Annotated in this window: 19 protein-coding genes; 12 read left to right on the top strand and 7 right to left on the bottom strand. The window is 62.2% G+C overall.

The annotated features are described in order from the left end of the window. Positions 1 to 271: 271 nt before the first annotated feature. The 4 genes from NDN01_RS13300 to NDN01_RS13285 form a co-directional block, all read right to left on the bottom strand. Complete coding sequence (locus NDN01_RS13300; RefSeq protein ID WP_272621927.1) at positions 272 to 532, bottom strand: hypothetical protein; 261 nt, start codon at positions 530 to 532, stop codon at positions 272 to 274. Next, positions 529 to 2,058, bottom strand: a complete 1,530-nt coding sequence (locus NDN01_RS13295; RefSeq protein WP_272621926.1) for an IucA/IucC family protein — start codon at positions 2,056 to 2,058, stop codon at positions 529 to 531. The genes NDN01_RS13300 and NDN01_RS13295 overlap by 4 nt, the downstream gene beginning before the upstream one ends. A 117-nt stretch (positions 2,059 to 2,175) precedes the next feature. Further along, positions 2,176 to 2,916 carry a hypothetical protein gene (locus tag NDN01_RS13290; protein WP_272621924.1) on the bottom strand — a complete coding sequence of 247 codons (741 nt, stop codon included), beginning with the start codon at positions 2,914 to 2,916 and terminating at the stop codon, positions 2,176 to 2,178. A gap of 63 nt (positions 2,917 to 2,979) precedes the next feature. Beyond that, positions 2,980 to 3,195: a hypothetical protein gene (locus NDN01_RS13285; RefSeq protein WP_272621922.1), complete on the bottom strand. Its 216-nt coding sequence runs from the start codon at positions 3,193 to 3,195 to the stop codon at positions 2,980 to 2,982. A gap of 246 nt (positions 3,196 to 3,441) precedes the next feature. On the opposite strand from NDN01_RS13285, the gene NDN01_RS13280 reads away from it, so the two are divergent. Both NDN01_RS13280 and NDN01_RS13275 read left to right on the top strand, forming a co-directional pair. Further along, positions 3,442 to 3,639 (top strand): DUF1843 domain-containing protein, encoded by a 198-nt coding sequence (locus NDN01_RS13280; protein WP_272621920.1) that lies wholly within the window; start codon positions 3,442 to 3,444, stop codon positions 3,637 to 3,639. 23 nt (positions 3,640 to 3,662) lie between these two features. Beyond that, positions 3,663 to 4,889, top strand: coding sequence for a radical SAM/SPASM domain-containing protein (locus tag NDN01_RS13275; RefSeq protein ID WP_272621918.1), 1,227 nt, complete (start codon positions 3,663 to 3,665; stop codon positions 4,887 to 4,889). A gap of 584 nt (positions 4,890 to 5,473) precedes the next feature. Here NDN01_RS13275 and htpG read toward each other — a convergent pair. Next, positions 5,474 to 7,360, bottom strand: a complete 1,887-nt coding sequence (gene htpG / locus NDN01_RS13270) for a molecular chaperone HtpG (protein ID WP_272621916.1) — start codon at positions 7,358 to 7,360, stop codon at positions 5,474 to 5,476. A gap of 244 nt (positions 7,361 to 7,604) precedes the next feature. Further along, the gene (locus tag NDN01_RS13265) at positions 7,605 to 8,510 is read right to left on the bottom strand and encodes an AraC family transcriptional regulator (protein WP_272621915.1); all 906 of its coding nucleotides are present in this window, start codon (positions 8,508 to 8,510) and stop codon (positions 7,605 to 7,607) included. Positions 8,511 to 8,608: 98 nt separating this feature from the next. Between NDN01_RS13265 and NDN01_RS13260 the strand changes: the two genes are divergently transcribed. The 5 genes from NDN01_RS13260 to NDN01_RS13240 all read left to right on the top strand — a co-directional run bounded on the left by NDN01_RS13260 (position 8,609) and on the right by NDN01_RS13240 (position 15,359). Beyond that, positions 8,609 to 9,358, top strand: a complete 750-nt coding sequence (locus NDN01_RS13260) for an SDR family oxidoreductase (protein ID WP_272621914.1) — start codon at positions 8,609 to 8,611, stop codon at positions 9,356 to 9,358. Between the two features lie 128 nt (positions 9,359 to 9,486). Continuing rightward, on the top strand, positions 9,487 to 10,200 hold the full coding sequence (locus NDN01_RS13255) for an SDR family oxidoreductase (RefSeq protein ID WP_272621913.1): 714 nt from the start codon (positions 9,487 to 9,489) through the stop codon (positions 10,198 to 10,200). 141 nt (positions 10,201 to 10,341) lie between these two features. Further along, on the top strand, positions 10,342 to 11,628 hold the full coding sequence (locus NDN01_RS13250) for an MFS transporter (RefSeq protein ID WP_272621912.1): 1,287 nt from the start codon (positions 10,342 to 10,344) through the stop codon (positions 11,626 to 11,628). A 43-nt stretch (positions 11,629 to 11,671) separates the two neighbouring features. After that, complete coding sequence (locus NDN01_RS13245; RefSeq protein WP_272621911.1) at positions 11,672 to 12,877, top strand: M20 aminoacylase family protein; 1,206 nt, start codon at positions 11,672 to 11,674, stop codon at positions 12,875 to 12,877. Positions 12,878 to 12,887: 10 nt separating this feature from the next. Next, the gene (locus tag NDN01_RS13240) at positions 12,888 to 15,359 is read left to right on the top strand and encodes a penicillin acylase family protein (RefSeq protein WP_272621910.1); all 2,472 of its coding nucleotides are present in this window, start codon (positions 12,888 to 12,890) and stop codon (positions 15,357 to 15,359) included. Positions 15,360 to 15,392: 33 nt separating this feature from the next. Here the strand turns inward: NDN01_RS13240 and NDN01_RS13235 are convergent, their stop codons facing one another. After that, on the bottom strand, positions 15,393 to 16,298 hold the full coding sequence (locus tag NDN01_RS13235; protein ID WP_272621909.1) for a LysR substrate-binding domain-containing protein: 906 nt from the start codon (positions 16,296 to 16,298) through the stop codon (positions 15,393 to 15,395). A gap of 101 nt (positions 16,299 to 16,399) precedes the next feature. Here NDN01_RS13235 and leuC point away from each other — a divergent pair, with 101 nt between their 5' ends. The 5 genes from leuC to NDN01_RS13210 all read left to right on the top strand — a co-directional run bounded on the left by leuC (position 16,400) and on the right by NDN01_RS13210 (position 24,105). After that, on the top strand, positions 16,400 to 17,836 hold the full coding sequence (gene leuC / locus NDN01_RS13230; RefSeq protein ID WP_272621908.1) for a 3-isopropylmalate dehydratase large subunit: 1,437 nt from the start codon (positions 16,400 to 16,402) through the stop codon (positions 17,834 to 17,836). Further along, positions 17,836 to 18,453: a 3-isopropylmalate dehydratase small subunit gene (gene leuD / locus NDN01_RS13225; RefSeq protein WP_272621906.1), complete on the top strand. Its 618-nt coding sequence runs from the start codon at positions 17,836 to 17,838 to the stop codon at positions 18,451 to 18,453. Before leuC ends, leuD begins: the two co-directional genes overlap by 1 nt. Next, a complete protein-coding gene (locus NDN01_RS13220; RefSeq protein WP_272621904.1) occupies positions 18,450 to 19,343 on the top strand; it encodes an alpha/beta fold hydrolase in 894 nt (297 codons plus the stop codon). The genes leuD and NDN01_RS13220 overlap by 4 nt, the downstream gene beginning before the upstream one ends. 244 nt (positions 19,344 to 19,587) lie before the next feature. Continuing rightward, positions 19,588 to 21,933: a TonB-dependent receptor gene (locus NDN01_RS13215; RefSeq protein ID WP_272621903.1), complete on the top strand. Its 2,346-nt coding sequence runs from the start codon at positions 19,588 to 19,590 to the stop codon at positions 21,931 to 21,933. Between the two features lie 123 nt (positions 21,934 to 22,056). Continuing rightward, entirely contained in the window at positions 22,057 to 24,105 is a 2,049-nt protein-coding gene (locus NDN01_RS13210; RefSeq protein ID WP_272621902.1) for a S9 family peptidase, read from the top strand. The last annotated feature ends 439 nt before the right edge of the window (positions 24,106 to 24,544 follow it).

The following is a 24,544-nucleotide window of genomic DNA, read 5'->3' as shown; positions in this document are numbered from 1 at the left end:
GGGGCCCAAGAAGCTGCGCTTCTCCGCGGCGCAGGCACCGCCCTAAGCTCTCCATTCGGCGGCGGCGGAAGCCATGTCGAAAATGGTTATTTATCGTATTGTCGAGCGTAACCGCGCGCGGGAGCGCTTCGATGTCGCGATCCTGGCCAGCCCATCATTGCACCTATCGCTGCTTTGCGCACCAAGCCGTTGGTGAACCTCGAGAATTTCTGTCAAGGTGGAGGTGGTAAGTCGGATGCCGAGGGGCAAACGACCGCCGCCGCTGATCGACTTAATCACTTTTGACCGCCGGATTGCGGACAGAGCTTTTGATGATATTGCGCTCGTCGCCGACCTCGACAGGCGCGGTGTCCGCATCGTCATCTCGTAGCATCCCGCCCGCGCGCGGAAACTGAAGATCGATGCTGTCATCTACGTTTGGTGACACCTGATCGAAAGATTCTTCTGAAAAATAAAGGAGTTCAAGTGCGTCGCTGAATGTTGCTTCATGTTGTTCGATATGGACGCAACAATCCGGATGGTCCTCATTCAACTGAATTGCATCGCGGTGCTCCCGGTTACCGCCATCGAAAGGCTGCGTTTCACGCGCGACGTCGCGTTGCGGACGCCGCTTATCGAGACTCTATCCGACATTGTGCCCATTGCCTCGACCGCCGCCCATGCGCTTTGCACTGCATCATCGAGCCTGGAGTAGCGCGCGCCGAATTGCCGGTGCAGGGCGTTGGCGACCATCGCCAGATGGCCGATGTTGAGGGCGTGGGCCAATCGCCGATTGCCTAGTTGGGGCGTCGGCATGGCACGCCAAGCGTTTTCGGAAAGCCCCGCCGTGCCGTTCAGCAAATCGGGTGGCAGCCGCGCCGGATCGATGATCGTGGCGTCGAGGTCGCGTAGCGTGATCCCGAACGGCATTCGACCACGCACGCGGATCAAAACGTTCTGGATATGTGGTTCGAACCCGAACCCGTAATTGGCCCATGCCAGCACCGGCCCCGCCAGTAATGCCAGCGCATATTTTGCCATCAACTCCTCCGCAGCATCGCGACCCTCGATGCCGAACACCGAGGCCGCGCGGCAACGGCCGGTCCAAAGATCGATCGCCGGATGGAGAGATTCACCGTTCGCGATGCGCGGTGGAGAGCGGACGATACACGACAGGAACGGGCTGACTCCCGGGACCATGTGTGAAAAGGAGGCGATATCCGTCTGGAAGTTCAGGCGTGTGGCAAGATAGTCCAGCGCGCGTTCCGCGATCGCCGAGACAACCGGTGCGTTGGCGGTATTGTTGCCGTAGAGCAACCGTCGCTCTCCGGTCAGGGTCGCGTCCAGCGCAAGTTTGACATCGTAGCCGCCATCAGGAATCCGGCAGGTGCGTTGTGACGCAAGCGGCTGGGCGATGAGACCGTAAGACGTCACGCGCAGCCAGCCTCCTTCGATCAAATCCCTGATCGTTCGGCTACGCTTCAAGTTCCAGGGATGAAGCGGGATAGCGCCCGGCGGCATTCTCTGACCGGGACTCCATTCTTCGTCCCAACTCGCCGGTATCGATTCGCTGGATGTGTGCCGAATGAGACCCTCGCAATGCGCGAAGAGGATGCGATCCTTCGGTTCGACCAGGTTGCAGAACTGGCTCACGTCATCAGCAGAGGGGCCGCAGCGAAGCGCGGGAAACGGGAAGTAGCCGTGCCCCTGCCAGGCTGGCTCTGGGGCCGCATCGGGCAAGCGGGCCTGGCCGATCAGGCGGTTGAGCGTGAGGTTTGCGATGCTGTTGAGAAACAATTCCTGCATCGGGCCGAGCGTCAGGTCCACGCCCGTCGAAGCAACTGCCGCTGTGAGGGTGCGTATCGCCACGACGGGGCGATCGAGTTGGCGCGTCGATCCATCCACCGTGGGAAAGCTCGCCAAAAGCATGGGCGGGAACAATGGCGAACCGGTCAGCAACGCCTCGATAATGGGACCTTTGCCTAACGTCAGGCTATATCCGCCGGTACGAGCCTTGACATTGACGACGTCCGGAAACTCCCGCCGGAGCGCATCCAGCAACAGCGACAATCCGATCATGAGCGACGTCCGCACCGCGGCCCTGAATTGCCGTGGCGCAATCGCTTTCGCTTGCGCCCAGCGACGAACGGTCAACTGCGATATGGACGATGCGGAGGGTGCTCCGTCGCCGGGCAATTAGTCGAAAATCCGGTGATCGAGTTCGTCATCGGTGATTTCGTTGAAGTCGCGCATCCGGCGGATCATGAGGTCCTCGACTTCGTCGCGATGGTCGATCGCGTGAAGTTCGATGAGACGCGCCGTATAGCCGACATGCCGGGTTTCGTCGCGTAACAGTCGGTCAAGGATCGGCCGGACGCGAGGGCGGTGGCGTTCGGGGCAATGCGCCAACAGCATCGGGCGCTGCAGCAGGTGGTGAATACGCGTGCGGATCTCCGCGATGTTCATCTGAATGAGGTCATCGACCGTAATCGAGTGGGAGTAAGGAGAACCGGTGACCGCGAACGGCTGATCGTTCGCGCCGAATTTGGGTGAGAGATTCTCGAGCGCGGCGCGAAAACCGTCGTCGACGCTCCCCGGAAAGGTGAAATCCAGCATCCGAAGATAGGCCAGCGAGTGCATGGATTCGTCGATGCCGTGCTGGCGGACCTCGGTCGCGAGATGAGGATCCGGAGTCGACGCTGCCAGGCTCCACAGGCGCGTCGCACCATCCCCCTCGCGCTCGGCGTTGGTGATCAGCGAAATTGCGAGCCAATCGGGATTGGCGGCGGCTTCACGGTACAACTCGCCATATTCCCAGGTGCCGAATAACGGCTTCACCTCCCTCACCGCGGTCCGCAAGGCCTGGGAGAATAGCGGCGTGGCCTCGAAGCCCAGTTCCGCCATGGCTTGGATCGTCAGGTCGCCAACAGCGTCCATGTTCGTCCCCTCGCGAATGATCGGGACACGGCCCGCGCCGTGTCCCGCAAGACCAGTCCCCCGTCAGGTGCGACTACCCATGAATGGGGCGTTCACCGCGACGAAGGAGATGTGCGCATTGGGAAATTTGCGGCTCAGCTCGGCCAGCGCGCCGGAGTTCACCTGCAGCTGGCCATTCTTCAACTGGCCGACAACTTCGACCTTGTGGCCGTCCGCGCTCAATTTCTCCAGTGATTTCGTCACCTTGGTTGAAACATCGAACGTAATTGGCTTATCCATGTCGATATCCTCTTATGTTGCGTGTTTGCTCCGCTTCAACATCGCTGGGCACGATATAATATATGGGCCCGTGTTAGCGACTCTAGTTGAAACAATGCATTGATGAGCCGATCATTCTTTCGCGTCAATAACCCTAGTCAGGATCGGGCTCCATTGTAGAAACGTTATATCCATTCCGGACGATATGGTATTCGACCTTGTCAGCATTGTTAACTAACATGAACGGAAGCTACGAGGATTTTTGACATGGAAAAGCCTTCCGGAAGTAGCCCAATCAGGGCCAGCCGCGCCGTTTACGATCCAGCGATCCGCGAGACGATCACCGCGGGAAACCTCGATCACATGAAAACGCTGCTCACGGACGCCAAAGAGCTCCATCGGCAGCAGGGTGATTTAGGTAAGGCGATCGCCAGGCTGGAAGCGGCGATCCGCGCAGCGTCATAGGAGGGTCGCAGGAAGGCCATCCGGTGTCTCATGCGACGTCCGAGCTGCCGAGGCGTTTCCTGGACCATGATGACCAGCGCGCACGCACGCCAGTCAGCGTCGTCTGGGAACTGACTTCGGCGTGCGACCTGGGCTGTATGCATTGCGGTTCGCGCGCGGGCCGCCGCCGGACAAACGAACTGAGCACCGCCGAATGCCTCGATCTGGTTGAGCAGATTGCGGCGCTCGGCGCCCGCGATGTCGGGTTGATCGGTGGTGAAACCTATTTACGGCGCGACTGGATCGACATCATTCGCGCCATCCGGTCGGCCGGCATGGATTGTTCGATCCAGACCGGCGGCCGTAACATGTCCGACGATAAACTTGAGCTTGCGGCCGATGCTGGGCTGCAGGGGGTCGGGGTGTCGATCGACGGAATCCGTCACACGCATGATTTCCTGCGTGGCGTGGATGGATCTTTCGATGCTGCGATGGGGTTGATCGAGCGGCTCGCTCGCTTCGACATCACGGTGAGCGTCAATACTCAGATCAACCGCCTGTCGATGCCCGAACTGCCGACACTGATGCGGTTGTTGGTGTCGAAATCGGTGCGCAACTGGCAACTCGCGCTGACCGTTGCGATGGGCAATGCGGCCGATCGACCGGAATTGATCGTCCAGCCGTACGAACTGCTCGATCTGTTTCCCATGCTCGCCGACCTGCATCGCGAATCGCGTGACGGCGGCATGGTGCTCCAGCCGTCCAATAACATCGGCTATTTCGGGCCCTATGAGCAGCAGCTCCGCTATGTGAACGACGAGCCGGTCCATTGGACCGGCTGCAGCGCTGGCGACAATGTTCTCGGGATCGAGGCCGATGGCAGCGTTAAGGGCTGTCCCGGCTTGTCGGCCAGTTACATCGGCGGAAACGTTCGGGACATGCGGCTTGCCGAAATCTGGGCAAACCCGCAGCGTCTCGCTTTCACACGCAACAGCACGGTCGACGATCTTTGGGGCCATTGCAGCGACTGCTACTATGCCGATGTCTGCATGGCGGGCTGTACCTGGACGAGTCACTCGCTCCTGGGGCGTCCCGGCAACAATCCGATGTGCCATTTCCGCGCGCTCGATTTCGATCGACGCGGCCTGCGCGAGCGATTGGTCAAGGTCGAAGATGCGGGCGGCAAAAGATTCGACCACGGGCGCTTCGAAATCGTCGTCGAACCCCGGCCGGGCGAGTCGAAGAGAGAGCCGGCGACCATTGCCCCATGAGCCAGGCCGAGTCGCCGCCGAACTGGCGCTCTGCTTGAATTGCCGGCAGTTCGTCCGTGACGAAGAGGTGCGTTGCCCGCACTGCGGCTGGCAACTGTCCGCCGCCAGCGAGCGTCATGCAGCGGCGATGGCCGAAGCGCACGCAGCATTCCGGGACCTGGCCAAGCGGCTAGGGCTGGCCGATATCGATCCAGAACGCTGAAGATCAGCGCCGACCAAAGCAGCCAATATGGCCGGCCCTGGTCGGGTCTTGGGCAGTGCAGGCTATGCCGCGGCTGTGCAAAATGAAATTGTGGTGCTCGTGGGCCAGGCCACTGATTGGCTGGGCTGCTGATATTGATGGTGGTCATTTGCTTTCGCCCGCCCAATCAACCTAAGACGGAGCGATGACTGGGTAATTCTCTGGCCTGTCGACCGGTATCTTTGCGCCCCAAGGTTGGTGACTCTGGCGACCACCCGTCATATCGGTAACGGACGTCCATTCGTCTATCGCTGGCCAGGGCGCTGGCTCCGGACGGGCTGGGAGCCGGCAAATGCGATGGCGCGGAAGCCGTCAAAGCTCCCGCGCTACGCTGATCTCGAGCTCAGCCTATTCCACGCTCCAGCAATCGCATCAGCCGAGCGGAGAAGGCGCGCGGATCGACAGGCAACTCGCCGTCGGCGATCCGGGCCTCGTCGAAGAGAAGATGCGCGGCATCCGCACGGATGACCTCGTCACTGCCGTCGACCGCGCTCAGTTTCTCAACGAGAGCATGGTGCGGATTGATCTCAAGCACCGGCTTTGCCGCAGTATCGAGCCGGCCAGCGCCGGCAAGCAGCTTTTCGAGTTGCCGGTCCATCCCATGTTCCGGCGCGACAAGGCAGGCCGCGCTCTCGATGAGGCGATCGGACACACGAACGTCGGAGACCGCGTCACCCAGGGTCTCCTTCACGAAGGCGATGAATCCGTTGACCGCATCCGAAGCAGCTACCGCGGGTTGTTCGCCATCAGCGAGCGGGATCAGGCTAAGGTCGGCAAGGCCTTGGGTCACCGATTTGAACGGCTTGCCCTCATAGTCGAGGCCGGATGTAACCCAGAAACTATCGACCTGGTCAGTGAGCAGCAGCACCTCGATCCCGCGGGCGCGAAAGCCTTCAAGTTGGGGTGAGGCGGCAAGACGGTCGAGGTCAGTCCCGGTGGCGTAGTAGATGGCCGTCTGGTTCTCCTTCAGACCGGCCTCATAGTCCTTGAGCGAGCGCCATTCGCTGCCCGGCGCGGTGGTCTTGAAACGGGCGAGGCCCAGCAGCGCCTCGCGTCGGGTATAATCCTCGTAGAGGCCCTCTTTCAGCACCGGGCCGAAATTGTCCCAGATCTTCAGATAGCGCTCGGTGTCGCCGGTCGTGAGCTTGTCCAGTTCCGACAGCACGCGGTTGGAGATGCCTTTCTGTATCGCGGCGAGGACCGGACTCTCCTGAATCATCTCGCGCGACACGTTGAGGGGTAGATCGTTGGAATCGACCAGGCCGCGCACGAAACGGAGATAGCGGGGCAGAATCTGTGCGTCGTCAGTGATGAAGACCCGCCGGACGTAGAGTTTCATCCGACCGGCGCGATCGGGATCGAACAGATCGAACGGCTTGGTCTCCGGTACGAAGGCCAGCACGGAATATTCGTGCAGACCCTCGGCATGATAGTGGAGCGTCAACGCGGGTTCGTCGAACTGGCCGGCGGCGCTGCGATAGAAATCCTTATATTCCTCGGCCGTGACCTCGGTCTTTGGCCTTGTCCAGAGCGCGGCACCGTCGGCGATCTGCTTCGGCTCCGCGTCGGGCCTGTCCTTGAGGAAGATCGGCACCGGCACGTGGCCCGACTGGGTCTTGATCGTGCGCTCGATCGTGAAGCTCTCGGTATAGCTGGATGCCTCCTCCTTGAGGTGCAGCAGCACGCGTGTGCCGCGCCCCGGCGCGTCGGCTGAATCGACCGGCTGGATCGTATAGGTGCCGAGGCCGTCGGACGACCATGATGCGGCCGTATCGGCGCCCGCGCGCCGCGAGATCACCTCGACCTGATCGGCGACCATGAAGGCCGAATAGAATCCGACGCCGAACTGGCCGATGAGGTGACTGCCTTCCGCTTCCCTGGCGCCGGCGATCTTGTCCATGAACGCCTTGGTACCGGACCGCGCGATGGTGCCGAGCGCATCGGCAAGCTCTTCCTCGCTCATGCCGATGCCATTGTCCTCGATCGTGAACCGCCGGTTGTCGGGATCGAGCGTCACGGTGATGCGGGGCTGCCCATCCTCGCCGAGGAGGCTCGCGTTGCTAAGTCCCTCGTAGCGCAGCTTTTCACATGCATCGGCTGCGTTCGAGATCAACTCACGCAGGAAGACATCTTTGTCCGAATAGACCGAATGCACCATCAGGTGCAGCAGCTTGGCGACATCCGCTTCGAATGAACGGGTTTCAGGCACGGCTTCGGTGATCGTCGTCATGCAGTTTTCCTAATGGCCTTCCGAGGTTGAACAACGCAGCAGATGGCTGGCTGGCCGAAACCTTTCAAGCGCGAGTAGCACCAGCAACATCAGCGGGCTCGAAGGAATGGCGTTTCGTGGCTGGGAGCGGGCGGACGGTTGGCAGCGCGCCTTTATAGTCGTTCAATGCCGATTGCGTGATTCCCAAACTGCTGTTCGCTCGATCTTCTTCGAGGCGGGAGGTCGTGCTTTGCAACTGCCTGGCTCACCCGATAAGCGCTGCCCGAGCGTATCGCATCGGCGGCGTTCCGACATGGCGGGTGAAGGCGGTGCTAAACGTGCTCGCCGACCCATAGCCCACCTGCGCCGCGACATGCTGGATCGCGACCTCGCGGCCGCGCAGCAGGCGCTTGGCGAGCGCCATGCGCCATGCGAGCAGATACTCCATCGGTGGAAGCCCGACGACACGGCTGAACCGCGCGAAGAAGGCGGAACGCGACATCGCTGCCTCAGCGGCCAGGGCGGCGACCGTCCAGCTGTGCGCGGGACGCGCATGCATGGCGCGCAAGGCACCTACCAGGCGATCGTCCGACAGTCCGCGCGCGACGCTCGGCACCGCTGCGATGTCAGTACCGCACCGAAGCGCCTCGATCAGCAGCACCTCGAGCAGCCGTTCCAGCACCAACTCGCGCCCCGGCCGCGATTGGCGCGTCTCGTCGCCGACCAGCTGAAGCAATTGCGCGAGCCGCGGCTCGCCGCGGGCCACGACCATTGCGGGGAGAAGCGAGACGAGCAACGCAGCGTCAGGCGAAGCGAAACTGCATAATCCGACCTGCATCCTGAGATTGACCGGCTCGTTCGCCGCGCCGACCCGAAACCGGCCGGGCCCGACCTCCGCTGGCGCCATGTCGATCCCGTGCGGGGGTGCGTCGATGCTCTCGATCACCTGGTCGCTGGTCGATGGCGACAATACGAAATCACCGGCATGGACGGTGATCGGCGGGCGGCCCGCGGCGACCACGCGACATTGGCCCTCCAGGACCGCGAAATAAACGGGCTTGCCCTCAACGTCGCGGTTGATGCGCCAGCGCCCGGCATAGTCGACCTGCTTGGAGAAGCTGGCCGAGGGTTGCAGCAGAGTCACGATCTCAGCGAGCGGATCGGTGGCCATATCAGGACTATCGCCAATTGATTCGAGATTGTGGAGCATAGAAGGTCTTGCAGGCCATGGCTATCTCCAGCGCACCAGCAATCATCCGGAGTTTCTCCATGCCCACCGTTCTCATCACCGGCTGCTCCTCGGGGTTCGGCCTCGAGACCGCCAGGTTGTTCCTCGAAAAGGGGTGGAAGGTCGTCGCCACGATGCGCAATCCAAAGCGCGATCTCCTCCCTGCTTCCGACAACCTCACGATCCTCCCGCTCGACGTCACCGATCCCGCCAGCGTCGCCAGCGCGTTCGGCGAGGCTGGTGAGATCGACGTCCTCGTCAACAATGCCGGGTTCGGCGCCGCAGTCCCGATCGAACTGATCGAGCCCGAAACCGCGCGGCAACTGTTCGAAACCAACATGCTCGGCACGCTGGCGACGGTGCAGGCGGTTCTGCCCAGGTTCCGCGAACGTCGCAGCGGGACGATCATCAATGTCACGTCCACCGCTACGTTGCGGCCGCTGCCGCTGGTCAGCGTTTACCGCGCCAGCAAGGCAGCGGTGAATGCGCTTACGGAATCGCTCGCGGTCGAGGTCGAGCCGTTCGGCGTGCGCGTGCACATTGTTCTGCCGGGTCGTTCGCCCGAGACCAGCTTCGGCGAGAATGCGATGCCGCACCTGCGCGGGCTCGACAACCCCGACTACAAGCCCCTGATCGAAGGCATGATCGCCCGGTTCCGCGAAGACACGGGCCCCGTCACCCATGCGGCCGATGTGGCGAAGGCGGTCTGGCGGGCCGCCACCGATCCGAATGCCCCCTTGCGGATCGCGGCAGGCGAGGACGCGGTCCAGTGGATGGCCGAAGCCGGTTGATCCGTCCCCATAATCCTTGCGGCGACGGTTGATCGCGGTCGCACCCGCGAGGTGGGTTGCCATGGGCCGTCCATTGAGCCTGCCCATTGGATGCATTGTCGAATCTGGTCATATGAGGAACTTGGAAGATGGCAGAGTTGAGCGGTACGAAAGTCATAGTGATCGGGGGTGCCTCTGGTGTCGGCTTTGCTGTGGCGGCAGCGGCGCTGGCGGGTGGCGCCGAGGTGGTGGTCGGCTCTAGCCAAGCGCCGCGCATCCAAGCGGCGGCTGAGAAGCTCGGACACGGGGCTACGGGCCGGACCGTGGACGTGAAGGATGAGGGCTCGGTCGCCGCCTTCTTCGACGTCGCTGGCCGGTTCGACCATCTTGTTTTCACGGCGGGCGATTGGGGCCACATGTTCGGGCCCACTCGAGAGCTCGACATCGACGCCAGCAAAGCGCGGATGGAGGTAAGGTTCTGGGGCGCCGCGCGTGTCGCCAAACATGCGATGCGGCATATCGCCAGCGCCGGCTCGATTACGTTGACTGGCGGCATGCTGGCACACCGGCCGATGCGGGGCGCTCCGCTGGTGACCGCCTCGGCCAACACAACGGAGGGCCTGGCAATGGGCCTCGCTCGTGATCTGGCTCCCGTTCGTGTCAACGCCGTCTGCCTGGGCCTGATCATGAGCGAGCAAGTGCTGGCCATGGGCGACGCCGCGATCAGCAGCTTCACGGTCAACTTGCCACTGCCACGCGGCGGAACGGTAGAGGAGGCTGCCGAGGCCTATCTCTACTTGATGCGCGCTACTTATGTGACGGGCCAGATCGTGCGGGTAGATGGCGGCGGCAGCCTAGTCTGAGCAGGGATGTGCACCAATCCCGGTAGACCTCGTCGTTCCACGACGAGAATATATCTATGTCGAATGGGCATTGGCACAATCAAGGCAGTTTTTGGAGAGTGTGAGTAGAGCGGCCCGTCGAGCCGGCAGGGGAGACACACAATGGGACTGGGTTTCGACCAGCCAGTTAAGAACAATCTGAAAACCTCCCATCTTGTCGGCCTGGTCGCAGGCAATACGCTCGAGTTTTACGACTTTACGATCTTCCTGTTCTTTGCCCCCCAGATCGGGGCCAGCCTGTTCGCGGGCAAATCGGATGGCCTGCTCGCGGCCCTGGCGGCGTTCGCCGTGGGGTTTCTCGCAAGGCCGCTGGGTGCCGCGGTCATCGGCCGCTACGGCGACCGGGCTGGCCGCAAGCCGGCCATGCTGCTCAGCTTCTCCCTGATGGGCGGGGCGCTTCTGGTTATCGGATTGACGCCGCCGGCTTCGGTGCTGGGCATCGGGAGTGCGATCATCGTCGTGCTGGCGCGCCTAGTCCAGGGGTTCGCGCTTGGCGGCGAAGTCGGGCCCACGACCGCCTTGCTGATCGAGGCTGCTCCCGCCGATCGCCGAGGCGCCTATGGCGCATGGCAAATCGCAAGCCAGGGTGTCGCGGTGCTTTCCGCAGGGATTGTCGGGCTTGTCATATCCTGGATGCTGCCGGCCAGTGCCGTAACGGACTGGGGATGGCGCATCGCGATCCTGCTGGGCGCCGTCCTGCTGCCGATCGGTTTCTATTTGCGCCGCATCATTCCGGAAACGCTTCACCAAGGTCCCACTTCCGAACCGGAAAGCGAGGATCTGCCTTTCGCCCGGGTCGTCATCGCTGGCCTGGTCCTGATCCTTTCGGGGACCATCACCAACTACACGCTGCAATATTTCAACACTTATACCGTCAGCATATTGAAGCTCGATACCGTCACCGCCTTTACCACCACGGCCATTACCGGGTCTTGCCTGTTCGTGTTCGGATTGCTGGGTGGCTGCCTTTCCGATCGACTGGGCCGGCGGCCGCTGATCGTCTGGCCGCGGATTGCCTTGCTGCTGCTCATCTACCCGATCTTCGTTCAGATCACGCGATATCCGTCGTTCACGACGCTTGCGGTGGGCGCCTTCATCCTGACCACGCTCTACGCGCTGTGCACCGCGCCCGCCAACGTCTGCCTGGCGGAAGGATTCCGTCGCGACCGTCGCAGCCTGGGCTATGCGCTGACCTATACGCTTGCCGTGTCGATCTTCGGCGGAAGTGCACAATTTCTGATCGCATGGATGCTCAAGATTACAGGCGACCCGCTGGTGCCGGCATGGTGGTTAATGGCGGCCAGCGTGGCGGGTGTCGTGTCGGGACTGGCGATGCCGATAGCAGCGCGTCAGCGGGAAAAACGAGCAGGCGCGCCCGTCGCGGCGTGATAGGCGTCCGCACTCACCAAATCATTGTCGACGAGGCAAGGCTTTGACCATCGATCTTTCCATTCTTGAGCCGGAACTGGCTAGCTGGCGCCAACATCTCCATCGGCATCCCGAGCTTGGCTTTCAGGAGCACGGCACGGCCGCGTTCATCATCGAGAAACTGCGCGCGTTCGGGATCGAAGAGATCCATACCGGCATCGGCGGAACCGGCATCGTCGCTACAGTGCGCGCTGGGCAGTCGGACCGCGGGATCGGCATCCGCGCTGATATCGATGCGCTGCCGATGACGGAACTACGCGCATCGGATCATATGTCGGTCGTCCCGGGGGTCATGCATGCGTGCGGCCATGACGGGCACACCACGATGCTGCTGGGCGCCGCCAAATATCTTGCCGAAACGCGTAATTTCGATGGCGCGGTTCATTTCATCTTCCAGCCCGCCGAGGAAGCGCTCGGCTATTCGGGGGCGGACGGCGACCGCGACGGCGGCGCCAGCGCCATGATCCGGGACGGTCTGTTCGATCGTTTCCCGATGCAGGCCATTTTCGGCATTCATAATCGGCCCGGTCTGGCTGCCGGCAAGCTGGCCGGTCGGGCGGGGCCAATGTACGCGGCGGCCGATCGTTTCGAGATCGTCATTACCGGTCGCGGCGGTCATGCCGCTCGCCCGCATCTCGCGGTCGACCCGGTGCTGGTCGCTTCCCACATGGTGATCGCGCTGCAAAGCATTGTGTCGCGTGGGGTCAATCCGCTCGACAGCGCCGTATTGTCGGTCTGCAAGGTGGCGGCGGGCACTGCGTTCAACGTGATTCCAGAAACTGCCGCACTGGCGGGAACCGTCCGCACCTTGTCCAGGGCGACGCAGGACATCGTGCAGTCGCGGCTGGAGGAAATCGTGGCCAGCGTCGCGTCGACCTTCGGGGCTCATGCTGAGCTGGTCTATGAACGAGGCTATCCCGCGATGCACAATCCGCCCGATATGTTCGCGCGCGTCCGTGAGATTGCCATCTCGCTCGTCGGTGAAGAGGGCTTCATCGATCTCGACGAACCCACGATGGGGGGCGAGGATTTTGCACGATATCTGGAAGAGAAACCGGGCTGTTTCCTGCTGATCGGCAACGGCGACCAGGGGGCCGGCGCGGTGATGCTGCACAACGCACATTATGAATTCAACGACACGGTCGCACCTGTGGGCGCCGCCTTGTGGGCGACGCTTGCCGAACGGTTTCTCTCGAAAACATCCTGCTGAAGGGCGCACCATGCGACTGGCGAATTGCGTGACCTTGAGCGGCAAGAGCACTGCTCTTCTCGCCGCCCTGTTCCTTGCCCCGGCAGTCGATGCCCAACGCCAACCGGTAAATACCGATGGCGCGGAGCAGAAGGTAACGATCTACCGGGACGCGAAGGGCGTGCCGCACGTCTTCGCCAGGACTTCTGCGGAAATCATGTTTGGCGCGGGCTATGTCGAAGCGCAGGACCGGCTCGCGGCGATGGAACTCGCCCGGCGTGGCGCTACCGGCCGGCGCGCCGAGGTCCTGGGCAAGACAGCAATCGAATCGGACAAGACCGCCCGTGATCGGCAGCTTTCCAGTGCCGAGCTGATGCGCATGTACCGGGCAATTCCGGTCGAGCACCAGCAGATGATCCAGGCATTTGTCGATGGGGTCAATCGCGCGATCGCCGAGGTAAACGCTGACCCGGAGCAGAAGATGCCGCTGGAGTTCATCCGTTGGGGCATCAAGCCGACGCCGTGGAGCCTGATCGACTATCTCGCCTATATCGCGTCCGTTCCGAATGGGCGCGACAGCTACGAATTGCAAAATCTCCAGTTTCTGAACGCGATGACAAGCCGTTATGGCGAAAAGATCGGGCGTCAGATTTTTGACGACGTCGTGCCGATTTCGGACCCTGATTCACCCACCGCGATACCCAAGGGGGAGGATCTCGCGCCGCCCCGGCCAATACCCGTCGCGACCCCTTTGCCGTTACAGGCAGGCGCGGTCGATCTCCGATCGCTGCGACATATCGCGACGGTTCCATCCGAACTGCCCAAGGAAGCCAGCCGTTGCCTGGTCGTCGGCCCGAAAAAGTCGGCGAGCGGTCATGTGCTGATGATGGAAGCCACTGCCGATGGGCCCGAAATCCATCTCAATGGCGGCGGGTTCGATAGTGCTGGTTTCAGCTCCAGCGGCTGGGGGCCTCCGTTCATGGGGCGTGGCGTGCAGCATGGCTGGTTGCTGACCTCGGGCGTGGCGCAGGCGAACACGATTTTCGCCGAACGCCTGAACCCGGCGAACCGATATCAATATTGGTTCAAGGGCGCCTGGCAGACCATGGAGCATCGGATCGAGACCATTCTGGTCAAGGGCGGCGAACCGATCACATATGAGGTCGCCCGGACGATCCATGGCCCGGTCGTGAACTGGGACGCGGAACATGGCGTCGCCTATTCCCACCGTTTCGGGCTGCGGGGCAAGGAACTGGATAGCTGGGTCGGGATCGTCGAAATGGCACGGGCGAAGAGCTTGTCCGATTTCGAAACCAAGGGGGTGGATCGCGTCGGCTGGAATCTGGGCATCTGCTATGGTGGCGAAGACGGCCAGATCGCATTCTGGGAAGCCGGCAATTTGCCGAAGCTGGCGCCCGGCGCGGATCCGCGCCTGCCGACGCCGGGCACCGGCGAGTATGAATGGACCGGTTTCCTGACGCCGCAGGAGCGGCCACACATGCTCAATCCTCGCCAGGGCTATATCCATAGCTGGAACAGCAAGGCGACGAGCTGGTCGATGGAGGGGAATGACGCCCGCATCGGTGCGACGTTCCGGACCTGGCTGGGCAATCAGCTAGCCGCTTCGAACAACGCAATCACGCTGCTGGACATGCGGGAGTTCAACCGCAAGATTTTCAATGCCATGGGGGCGCAGGACCGGACGCAGACGACACCGGCGTTCTTTGTCCCCTATATTCGCGCCGCGATCGCTGCCAGCGATGACCCGGAGGTGAAGCAGGCAGGCGAGCTCATGCTGAGCTATAATGGCCTCTACGAAGATCTCGATGCCGACCATCAATATGACAATCCCGGACTGACCCTGTTCCGGGCATGGCTGAACGTCGCGCCCGGCATCGTTTTCGGCAAGGATATCGACAATTGGTGGAGCAAGGTCGACGAGGGCCGCTACCTGCGATATCAGACCAGCCTGTTGTTGCGCGCCTTCCAGGGCGACAAGGCCGGTGCCCCTCTTGTCTTCGACTATTTCCACGGCCGCGATCGCAACGCGGTGCTGATCGAGACGATCAAGGCGACGGTCGGACAGGTCAAACCGCAATTTCCCGGCAAACCGATGACCGAATGGCGGATGCCGGTTTTCTGGAAATATTATGATCCTGCCGCAAAGAGGGCTGATCGTCCCGAACTTCCGGATGATGACAATCCGTCGAACCGTCTGTCCGCCATCCTTCGCATCGGGCCGACGATGGCTCCGCACAATGGTGGCGAGGGCTGGGTGGGGTTGATGGAGCTCAACCCCGATCATCCCGCACTCTATTCGGTGGTGGACGCGGGGGGCCAAAGTCTGTTCGTCGATCCGCGCGGGGTCGGCAACCCGCATCTGTCGGACCAGACCATGATGCACGAGACCAACGAATTGAAGAAGATCGTCATGAATCCCGACGATGTGCGGGCGGTTGCTGCTTCGACACAGGTGCTTGAGTATAGGCCGCGGGCAAAATAGGGCTGGGTAGCGACAGACCCCGCCCGGCCCCGGCTATGCGCTTCGCGCTTTCAGCATATTCCAGAACGCCTCGACTCTTTGGCTCCGTCTGGCGCGCGGCCTGAATATCCGTATCTCGATCGGGATATGCCATTGATCGTCGCCGGCCAAGGCCAGCCGTCCTTCCTTGAGGTCGGTTTCCGCCAGGCTCAGTGGAGTCCAGCTGATGCCGCGTCCATCGCGCGCCATGGTCAGCAGGACGCTGGCCATATGCGACCTGAAGACCGGCTGCAGGGCGGTAATCCCGCTGCCGGCCACCTTTGCCGCCTGTATGATCCGGCCCATGCCTGACCGTTCCTCGAACTCGAGATAAGGCAGCGGATTGGCATCGGTGCCCGGCAGGCGATGAATCGGCGTGCCATCGGATGCCGCGGCGGAAACAGGCAGCAGCACATCGTCACCCAGATGAAGCGATGAAAAACCCGAAGGATCGAGCCGGTGGGATGCGGCCGGATGATGATGGCACAGAAGAAGATCGGCCTTGCCTTCGAGCATGAAGCGCTCGCACGCGGTCATATGATCGGCAACGAGCGTGACGGTACCCACATCCCATCCGTCCTCCAGTCCTCGAAACCAGGATGGGAAGAAGGTCACGGAGAGCGCGTGCGTGGACGCGAACCGCAATTCGCTGACTTGCGCGCCCCCGATTTCACGGACCTGATCGCGACCGAGCGACAGCCTGCGCAGAATTTCCTCGGCAATGCCGCGAAAGGCGAAACCCGCTTCGGTCAGCGCGATGCGGTGCGTATCGCGATCCACCAATGTCGCGCCGATCCACTCTTCAAGCGCGCGGATCCGCCGGCTGAAGGCAGGCTGAGTCATATTGCGCGCTTCCGCTGCCCGCGAGAAATTCATCTCGTCGGCAAGTGTGATGAAGTCCTCGAGCCACATCGTGTCCATATTACCGCGCAGATCGCATGATTTGATGATTTCCCGGCATTGGTAACGGACGTCGCGCGCACTGTAAGTCGCGCTTTCGCAAACCGCCAAGAGGGAATGATATGCCAGCGTCGCGAACGCTCTACGACAAGATCATCGATCGGCATCGGATCTTGTCCCTGGGCGAAGCCGTGGGCGCCGGCGAACGGATGCTCCTGTATGTCGATCGCACGGTGCTGAACGAATATACCAGTCCGCAGGCGTTCAGCGGACTGCGCGATGCCGGACGGCGGCTGTGGCGGCCTGAAGCGGCCTTGGGGGTCGTTGATCATGTCAATTCGACCGACCCAGTGCGCGGCGCCGGCAGCAGCGATGGCGGCGCGCAGCGGCAGATCGATTATTTTGTCCGGAATGGCCGCGATTTCGGCATCGAGATCTACGATGTGCTGCATCCCCGGCAGGGGATCGAACATGTGGTCCTGCCCGATCTCGGTTGGGTTCTGCCCGGGCTGGTGATCGCCGCCGGGGATAGCCACACCACGACCTATGGCGCGTTCGGGGCCGTCGGGTTCGGCATCGGCACCTCGGATATCGAGCATCTGCTGGCGACGCAGACACTGATTCATCACCGGCTGAAGAATATGCGTGTGACGATCGATGGGCAGCTTCCGACGGGGGTGACGGCAAAGGATGCGGTGATGGCGGTCATCCGCCTGATCGGGGCGGGGGGAGCCGCTGGCTATGCGCTGGAGTTCGCCGGCGAAGCCATTCGCGGCCTGGGGGTCGAGGGGCGGATGACCATGTGCAACATGGCGGTCGAATGTGGGGCCCGGGTGGCGTTGATGGCGTCCGACGGCAAGGTATTCGACTATATCACGGGGCGTCCGCGCACGCCGCCGGCGGCGATGCTGGAGCGGGCGCGCGAACAATGGGTGGCGTTGGCGACTGACGCGGCGGCGCATTTCGACGCGGAAGTCGTGCTGCGCGCCGAGGATATCCCGCCCATGGTGAGTTGGGGAACCAGCCCGGATCAGGCTTTGGCGATCGGCGATCGAGTGCCCAATCCCGATGATTTGCCGATCGACCGCCGGGCGGATGCCGCACGCGCCATCGCCTATATGGGGTTGGCGCCGCACATGCCGCTGGAGGATGTATCGATTGACCGGGCCTTTATCGGTTCCTGCACGAATGCCCGGATCACTGACCTGCGCGATGCCGCGCGCATCCTCAACGGACGGAGGGTCGCGCCCGGGGTCCGTGCCATGATCTCGCCGGGCAGCAGCACCGTGCGCCGCGAGGCGGAAGCCGAGGGCCTGGACCAGATCTTCATCGATGCCGGTTTCGAGTGGCGGCAGTCGGGATGCTCGCTTTGTCTGGCGATGAATGATGACATGCTGGCGCCCGGTGAACGTTGCGCGTCGAGCACGAATCGCAATTTCGAGGGACGACAAGGCATCGGCGGCCGAACCCATCTGATGAGCCCGGCAATGGTGGCGGCCGCGGCGATTACCGGCAAGCTTGCCGATGTGCGGCGCTTTTCACCGCTGGAGGCATTGTGATGGAGTGCTTCACGCACTTGACCGGACGTATCGCGGCGATGCCGGCGGCGAACATCGACACCGACGTGATCATGCCAAAGGCATTTCTGAAGGGAATCGACCGTACCGGTCTGGCCCTGGGCCTGTTCCACGATCTGCGGTTCGATGTGGAAGGCCGGCGGCGCCCCGAGTTCCTGCTGCATCGCGCTGACATGGCGGATACCCGCTTCCTGCTGGTCGGACCGAATTTCGGCTGCGGCTCATCGCGCGAGCATGCCGTGTGGGGGATGTTGCAATATGGAATACGGGCCATCATCGGCACTGGCTTTGCCGGCATATTTGCGGATAACGCCGCCAATAACGGGCTGCTGCTGATCGTGCTCGATCCGATTGGGATCGCGTCGCTCGCGGCCTGTTTGTCCGACGACACCGGCCTGATTTCCATCGATCTGGAAAAGCGGACGATCGTGGCCGGGGAGGTATCGATCGATTTCGAGATCGACCCCGAGGTTCGGCGTGCGCTGCTCCTCGGGCTGGATCGCATCGGCGACACGCTGACTCACGCGGCGGAAATTCATTCCTTTCAACAGGCCTATTTCGCTGAACATCCCTGGCTGGTCGAGGCGGCGGCCCGATGAGCGGCATCATCGGGTATCCGGCCCTGATGCCGGGGTTCCGCTGGCAAGACATCGAGGTGGAAGGAGTTCGCATCCGAGCGGCGGTCGGCGGTTCGGGGCCGCCGCTGCTGCTGTTGCACGGGCATCCGCAGACCCATCTCACCTGGCACAAGGTCGCGCCGGCGCTCGCCGAGCGCTTCACCGTGGTCGCGACGGATCTGCGCGGCTATGGCGACAGTGCAAAGCCGCCGGGTGGCGGCAATCACGCGACCTATTCGAAAAGGACGATGGCCGCTGACCAGGTCGCGGTGATGCGCTCGCTGGGTTTTGACCACTTCGCCGTGGTTGGTCACGACCGCGGCGCACGCGTCGCGCACCGCATGGCGCTGGACCATCCCGGACAGGTTACCCGTCTTGTCCTGATCGACATCGCGCCGACCGCGACGATGTACGATCGGACCGACAAGGAGTTCGCGACACGCTATTTCTGGTGGTTCTTCCTGATCCAGCCCTTCGATCTCCCCGAACGGATGATCGCGGCCGACCCGGACTTCTTTCTCGACCGCCATCTGGCCGGCCAGATCAAGGTCGAGGGCGCCGTCGATCCGCGCGTCCTGGCGGAATATCGGCGTTGTTATCGCGACCCCGCCACGCGTCATGCGATCTGCGAGGACTATCGCGCCGCCGCCGGCATCGATCTGGAGGATGATGCCGAGGACGGCGATCGCCGGATCGAAGTCCCGCTTTTGGCGCTATGGGGCGGCCGCGGTACCGTTGGCGCACTATACGATGTGCTCGCCACCTGGCGTGACAAGGCGCGTGATGTCAGCGGCCATCCGATCGACTGCGGGCATAGCCCGCAGGAGGAGACGCCCCGGGATTTGTTGCAGGCGCTCGACGCATTTCTGTGATCCGGGACCGGCTATTGGCCGCGACAAGGAGCGCGCATGACGGCTTCGAGCTGCAGCGAATCCAGCCATGGCCTGCATGATTATATGCCGATCCGGCATTGGGCCGGCATGCTCGCATATCCTAATATGCTTTATCGGAAGTGGAAGTTTTCGAAGCCCCGCGACCCGAGGAGTAGAAGGCATAATATTTATTCGGAAGAATATGCGATTCAGCAAGTAACAATAAAACTAAGCAGCTATAATAATGGCGCTCTGGCTGGATTGGGTGGCGGCAATAGCCGTTCCATGCGGTAAAAATTCATTGGGGATGTTGAGGATGCCAGGGAAGATCTGTAATGCGGTCCGGTTATTTGGGGCTGTCGGTTCGACGATAGCTATCACGGCGTTTGCGCAGTGCAGCGCTGCAATGGCGCAGGATGTTGCAGGTCAAAGCCAGGACGACCCCATAGCCCCGGCCGGGCAGGGTGATATCGTGGTCGTCGGCAAGCGTGCCCAGAACGTCCGGGATATAGCGGGTACGGTCAATATCGTTTCCTCAGAGGATCTGGCAAAGACCGGTGCCAAGGACGCCGAGGATATCTTCAAACTGACTCCCGGCGTTCAGTTCAACAAGGGATCCGCCGATGGCTCGTTGCTGTCGATCCGCGGCATCGGCACCAGCACGTCGTCCGACAACACCAGCGTCGGGCAGTTGCCGACCGGAATCTATATCGAAGACGTACCATTCACCGACCCGTTCCAATATGTGTCGACGCCTGACATTTCGGCGTTTGATCTCGATGCGGTGAAAGTGCTGCGTGGGCCGCAGGGCGCGCTCTATGGTTCGGGTTCTCTGGGCGGCGCGGTCAACTACACGTTCAAGAAGCCCGACCTTGCGAAGATCGGCGGCTCGATGATGGTGACCGGGGACGTCGCGCAGGGCGGCGAAGCCCAGGCCTCGGTTTATGCCGCGCTGAATCTCCCGGTCGCCACCGACAAATTCGCACTGCGGTTCGTCGGACAGTATCAGAATGATCCCGGCTATCAGGATAATATCGGGACGAACGAGAAGAACGTGAATGGTCGATCGGTGAAGGGTGGTCGCGTCCTCGCACTGTACCGGCCTGACGATCGGCTGACGATCGACGCCCTGTATATCTACCAGGAGTCGCATCAGGGTGATACGTCGGCCTCGGTGGGGCCGGATGTGCGTTATTATAATTCGCGCCACCCCTCGTCCTACGAGTCTCGGTTCAGCCTGGCGAAGCTCGAGGTGAACTATCTCCTCGGGCCGGTGAAGCTGACCTCGTTGACGGCGCATCAGAGCAAGACGAGAAACGCAAACAGCGATCTCACCCGGCTGCTCGTGCCGGATGTCACCACCGGCATCGATGTTCCTTCACAGGACTTTCTGGGCTTCGGGCCGTTCCCGCAGGTCAAGGAAGCCCGCAACGTCGAGGCCCGAAACTCCAACGGCTTCTCGCAGGAATTCCGCGTGGCCTCCGCGCAAAAGGGGACGTTCAACTGGCTGGTCGGTGTCTTCGGTCAGGATGTGAATTTTCACCGGACGCAGAACGTCTTCCTGGTCGGTGCGAACGATCCGGTCTATCGCGATCTGTACTTCAACGTCTCGCGTACGGGCATCGCGAAAGAGCGCGCCGTTTTCGGTGAAGTCGAACTGGATATCGGTGGACTCGAACTCGGTGCGGGCGGGCGGTATTTTCATACCAGCGTCAGCTTCGATCAGGTCCGGACGGCCGCGCTCGCGTCCAGCGCCAATAGCCGGTCGCTGACGCATACCGAGAGCGGCTTTACCCCTAAGTTCGAGGCGCGATATCGGATGCCGGGCAACACGGTGCTTTATGCACTGGCGGCGAAGGGCTTCCGGTTCGGCGGGGTGAACACGGCGCCGGGGGCGGCGGAATACAAGTCCGACAATCTCTGGAACTATGAAGCCGGTATTCGGCTGGCCCCGACCTCGACGCTCAACGTGGACGTCGGCGCCTTTTACATCGACTGGCGGAATCCGCAGATCACATCGGCCGATCGGAACGGTTTCCTGATCATCTCGAACGTGGGCAAGGCGGTGTCAAAGGGAGCTGAGCTCGCAATACGGTGGCGCCCGGTCCAGGCGTTGCGGTTCAACGGCAGCATGACCTACACCGATGCCAAGACCAAGGCGCCGTTCCAAAGTACACGCAACTTCGCCACGGACGTCGCGGGCGGCTATACCGGCAATTTCGAGGTTCCTGCTGGCACGCGCCTGCCGGGTACGCCGAAGCTGCAGGCAAGTTTTCAGCCGGAATTCGTCACGGCTGGGCCGTCGGGCACGCAACTGAGCCTGTCCGGCACGCTGTCCTATACCGGCAGCCGTCAGGCGCAGATCGACAGCGCCCTCATGCTGTCCGCCTACACCACGGCTGACCTGCGCGCGAAGGTGTCGAAGGGGCGCTTCGAGGTCGGGTTGGGTGTTTCGAACCTGTTCAATTCGAAGGGCATCTCCCAGGCCTCCTATAGCTATTATTCGACGGGAAGCGGGACGGACGGTTACGCTGATTATTATCTCATCCGGCCGCGGGTCTACTCGCTATCGCTCAAGGTCGATATGTGAACGGCAAACCAGCCCGGGGATCGCTATGATCCTTGGGCTTAGCCGACTGTGTTCATAGCGGCGGGCTGTCATATTTTCGGATTGGGGGCTGCCCGCATACGCCCGCATACAAGGGGAAGATCGATGGCGGTATTTCGCGCCCTCTTTGCGATGGGATTGGTTGCGGTATCGGGGGTAGCGATGGCCGGAGCGCCAGCGGAGCCGGCCAGGTTCCAGGCTCAGGACATTTTCCGCCTGACCCAGGCAAGCGATCCGCAAATCAGCCCTGACGGCAATCTGGTCGCCTATGTCCGGATCACCAACGATATCATGGCCGATGAGGGGCTGGAATCGATCTGGCTGGTCGACACGCGCACTGGCGTGCAGCGGCCGCTCGGCGGTGTAGCGGCCGCCGGCGGCGCGCAGCCGCGCTGGTGCGCGAGCGGCAAGCTGCTGGCATTCACCGCCACGCCAAAGGGGCAGGCGCGCGGCTTGTTCACCTACATGCCGGTCTCGCGCAGGATCGAGCGTATCGCCACGCTGGCCAGCCCCGCCTCGGGCGTGTCCTGGTCGCCGGACTGCGCGAAGATCGCCTTGATCATGCATGCGTCCGTGCCGCCCGAGACGCTCGGAACGACCCTAGTCAAGCCCGCGGGCGCCGACTGGGCGAAGTCGATCACGCTCACGACCCGCGCGATGTACCACAAGGATGGGAAGGGCGATCTCGATCCCGGCTATGATCATGTTTTCGTTACCTCCGTGGTCGGAGGAACACTTCGGCAACTGACCACCGGCCCATTTGATGACGCCGGTCCCGTGTCATGGACACCGGACGGCCTGTCACTGGTCTTCACCAGCCGTCGCGACAAGGGTTGGGAGACCGACAGCTATCGCAGCGCGATTTATCGGGTGTCGCTTGCCGGCGGGGCACTGACACGATTGACGCAGCTTGAAGGTCCGGCTGCCTCCGCGACCGTCTCGCCCGATGGTCGGACCATCGCCTTTAGCGGCTATGACGATCGCCGCCGCCGTCCGTACGAAAATCGCAAGATCTATCTCATGGATAGCGACGGCAGCCATGTCCGCGTCGCGCACGAAGATCTCGACCGCAGCCTGAGCACCCCGGTCTGGGCGGCGGATGGGCGCAGCCTCTTCGCTGCGCTGGAGGATCGGGGCGTCAACAAGGTAGTCCGGTTCGAACCGGGCGGCATCGTGCGCGTCGTCGCCGAAAGACTGGCCGATAGCGGGCTCGATCTTCCCTATAGCGGTGGCTCGTTCTCGGTCGCGCGGAGCGGCACCGTTGCCATCCCGCAGGGCGGTTCCGATCACCCGGCCGACGTGGCGATCGTGCGCGATGGCGTGGTCGAGCGGTTGACCCGGCTCAACGCTGGACTGCTGGAAAAGCGATCGCTGGGCGCGTTGGCGCCGTTGAAGGTGACCGCATCCGACGGGACGCCGATCGACGCCTGGGTACTGACGCCGCCGGGCTTCGACCGCTCGCGTCAATATCCCATGATCCTGGAGATTCATGGCGGGCCGTTCCTGCACTATGGCCCCTATTTCTCGACCGACGACCAACTCTACGCAGCGGCCGGCTACGTTGTCGTATATGCCAATGCGCGTGGTTCGACTTCCTACGGCGAGGCATTCGCCAATGCGATTAATCGCGACTATCCCGGCATCGACTATAGCGACCAGATGAGCGTCGTCGACGCCGCGGTTGCGCAAGGATATGCCGATCCCCATCGCCTGTTCGTGACCGGGGGCTCGGGAGGCGGAATCATGACCGCCTGGATCGTGGGCAAGACGGATCGATTTCGCGCCGCGGCGTCCCAGCGCCCCGCGATGAACTGGACCAGCCTCGCGCTGACTTCGGACGCCGGCTACAAGGTCATGAGCAACTGGATCGGCAAGACGCCCTGGGAGGACCCGGAGAGCTATTGGAAGCATTCGCCGCTGTCGCTGATCTCCAATGTCAAAACACCGACGCTGGTGGTCGTTGGGGAGAAGGACGTGCGCACGCCGATCGCGGAAGCTGAGCAATTCTACGGCGCGTTGCAGTATCGTGGTGTCGCAACCGGCCTGCTCAGGGTGCCGGACGCGTTCCACGAAATGGCTGCACGTCCAAGTCAGTCCGCAGCCAGGGCCGAGGCCATCATCGGATGGTTCAACCGATACGATCGACAACCATGATATGGTTTGCCCGCGTTACACCGTCAGCAAAACGCTTAAAAATGCTCACAGCCCGTCGATCCATGATCGTCGCGGCCGGTTCGGCGGATGGGCCATCGTCTACATGACGACTGGTGCTGGCGGCTAGACTCGCACCCGACCGGGTTGAATCGCCGAGGATTCCCAAAGGCGTCGAGATCCAATGAGACCTGTGCGCGGGTAGGTCTGGACTATCCGTTAGATGACTGATTCAATGCGACTATGAGTCATGCTGGAGACGAAAATGGCGCATCGTTCTATTGGTCAGGAGCGTCTGGGTTTTGCGGCAGCGGCGAGATCGGGGTCGTCGCTTGATGGGCTTGCGAGGATGCTCGACTGGAGTGAGATCGCCGGCCTGCTCGGGAGCATCCATTCGAACGCCAGGGGTGAAGCGGCCTGGCCACCGCTGGCGATGTTCAAG

Origin of the sequence: Sphingomonas sp. QA11 (assembly GCF_028473665.1) — a bacterium.
Taxonomy (GTDB): domain Bacteria; phylum Pseudomonadota; class Alphaproteobacteria; order Sphingomonadales; family Sphingomonadaceae; genus Sphingomonas; species Sphingomonas phytovorans.
The sequence above is the reverse complement of the archived record's forward strand: the minus strand, read 5'-3'. Positions and strand labels throughout refer to the sequence as shown.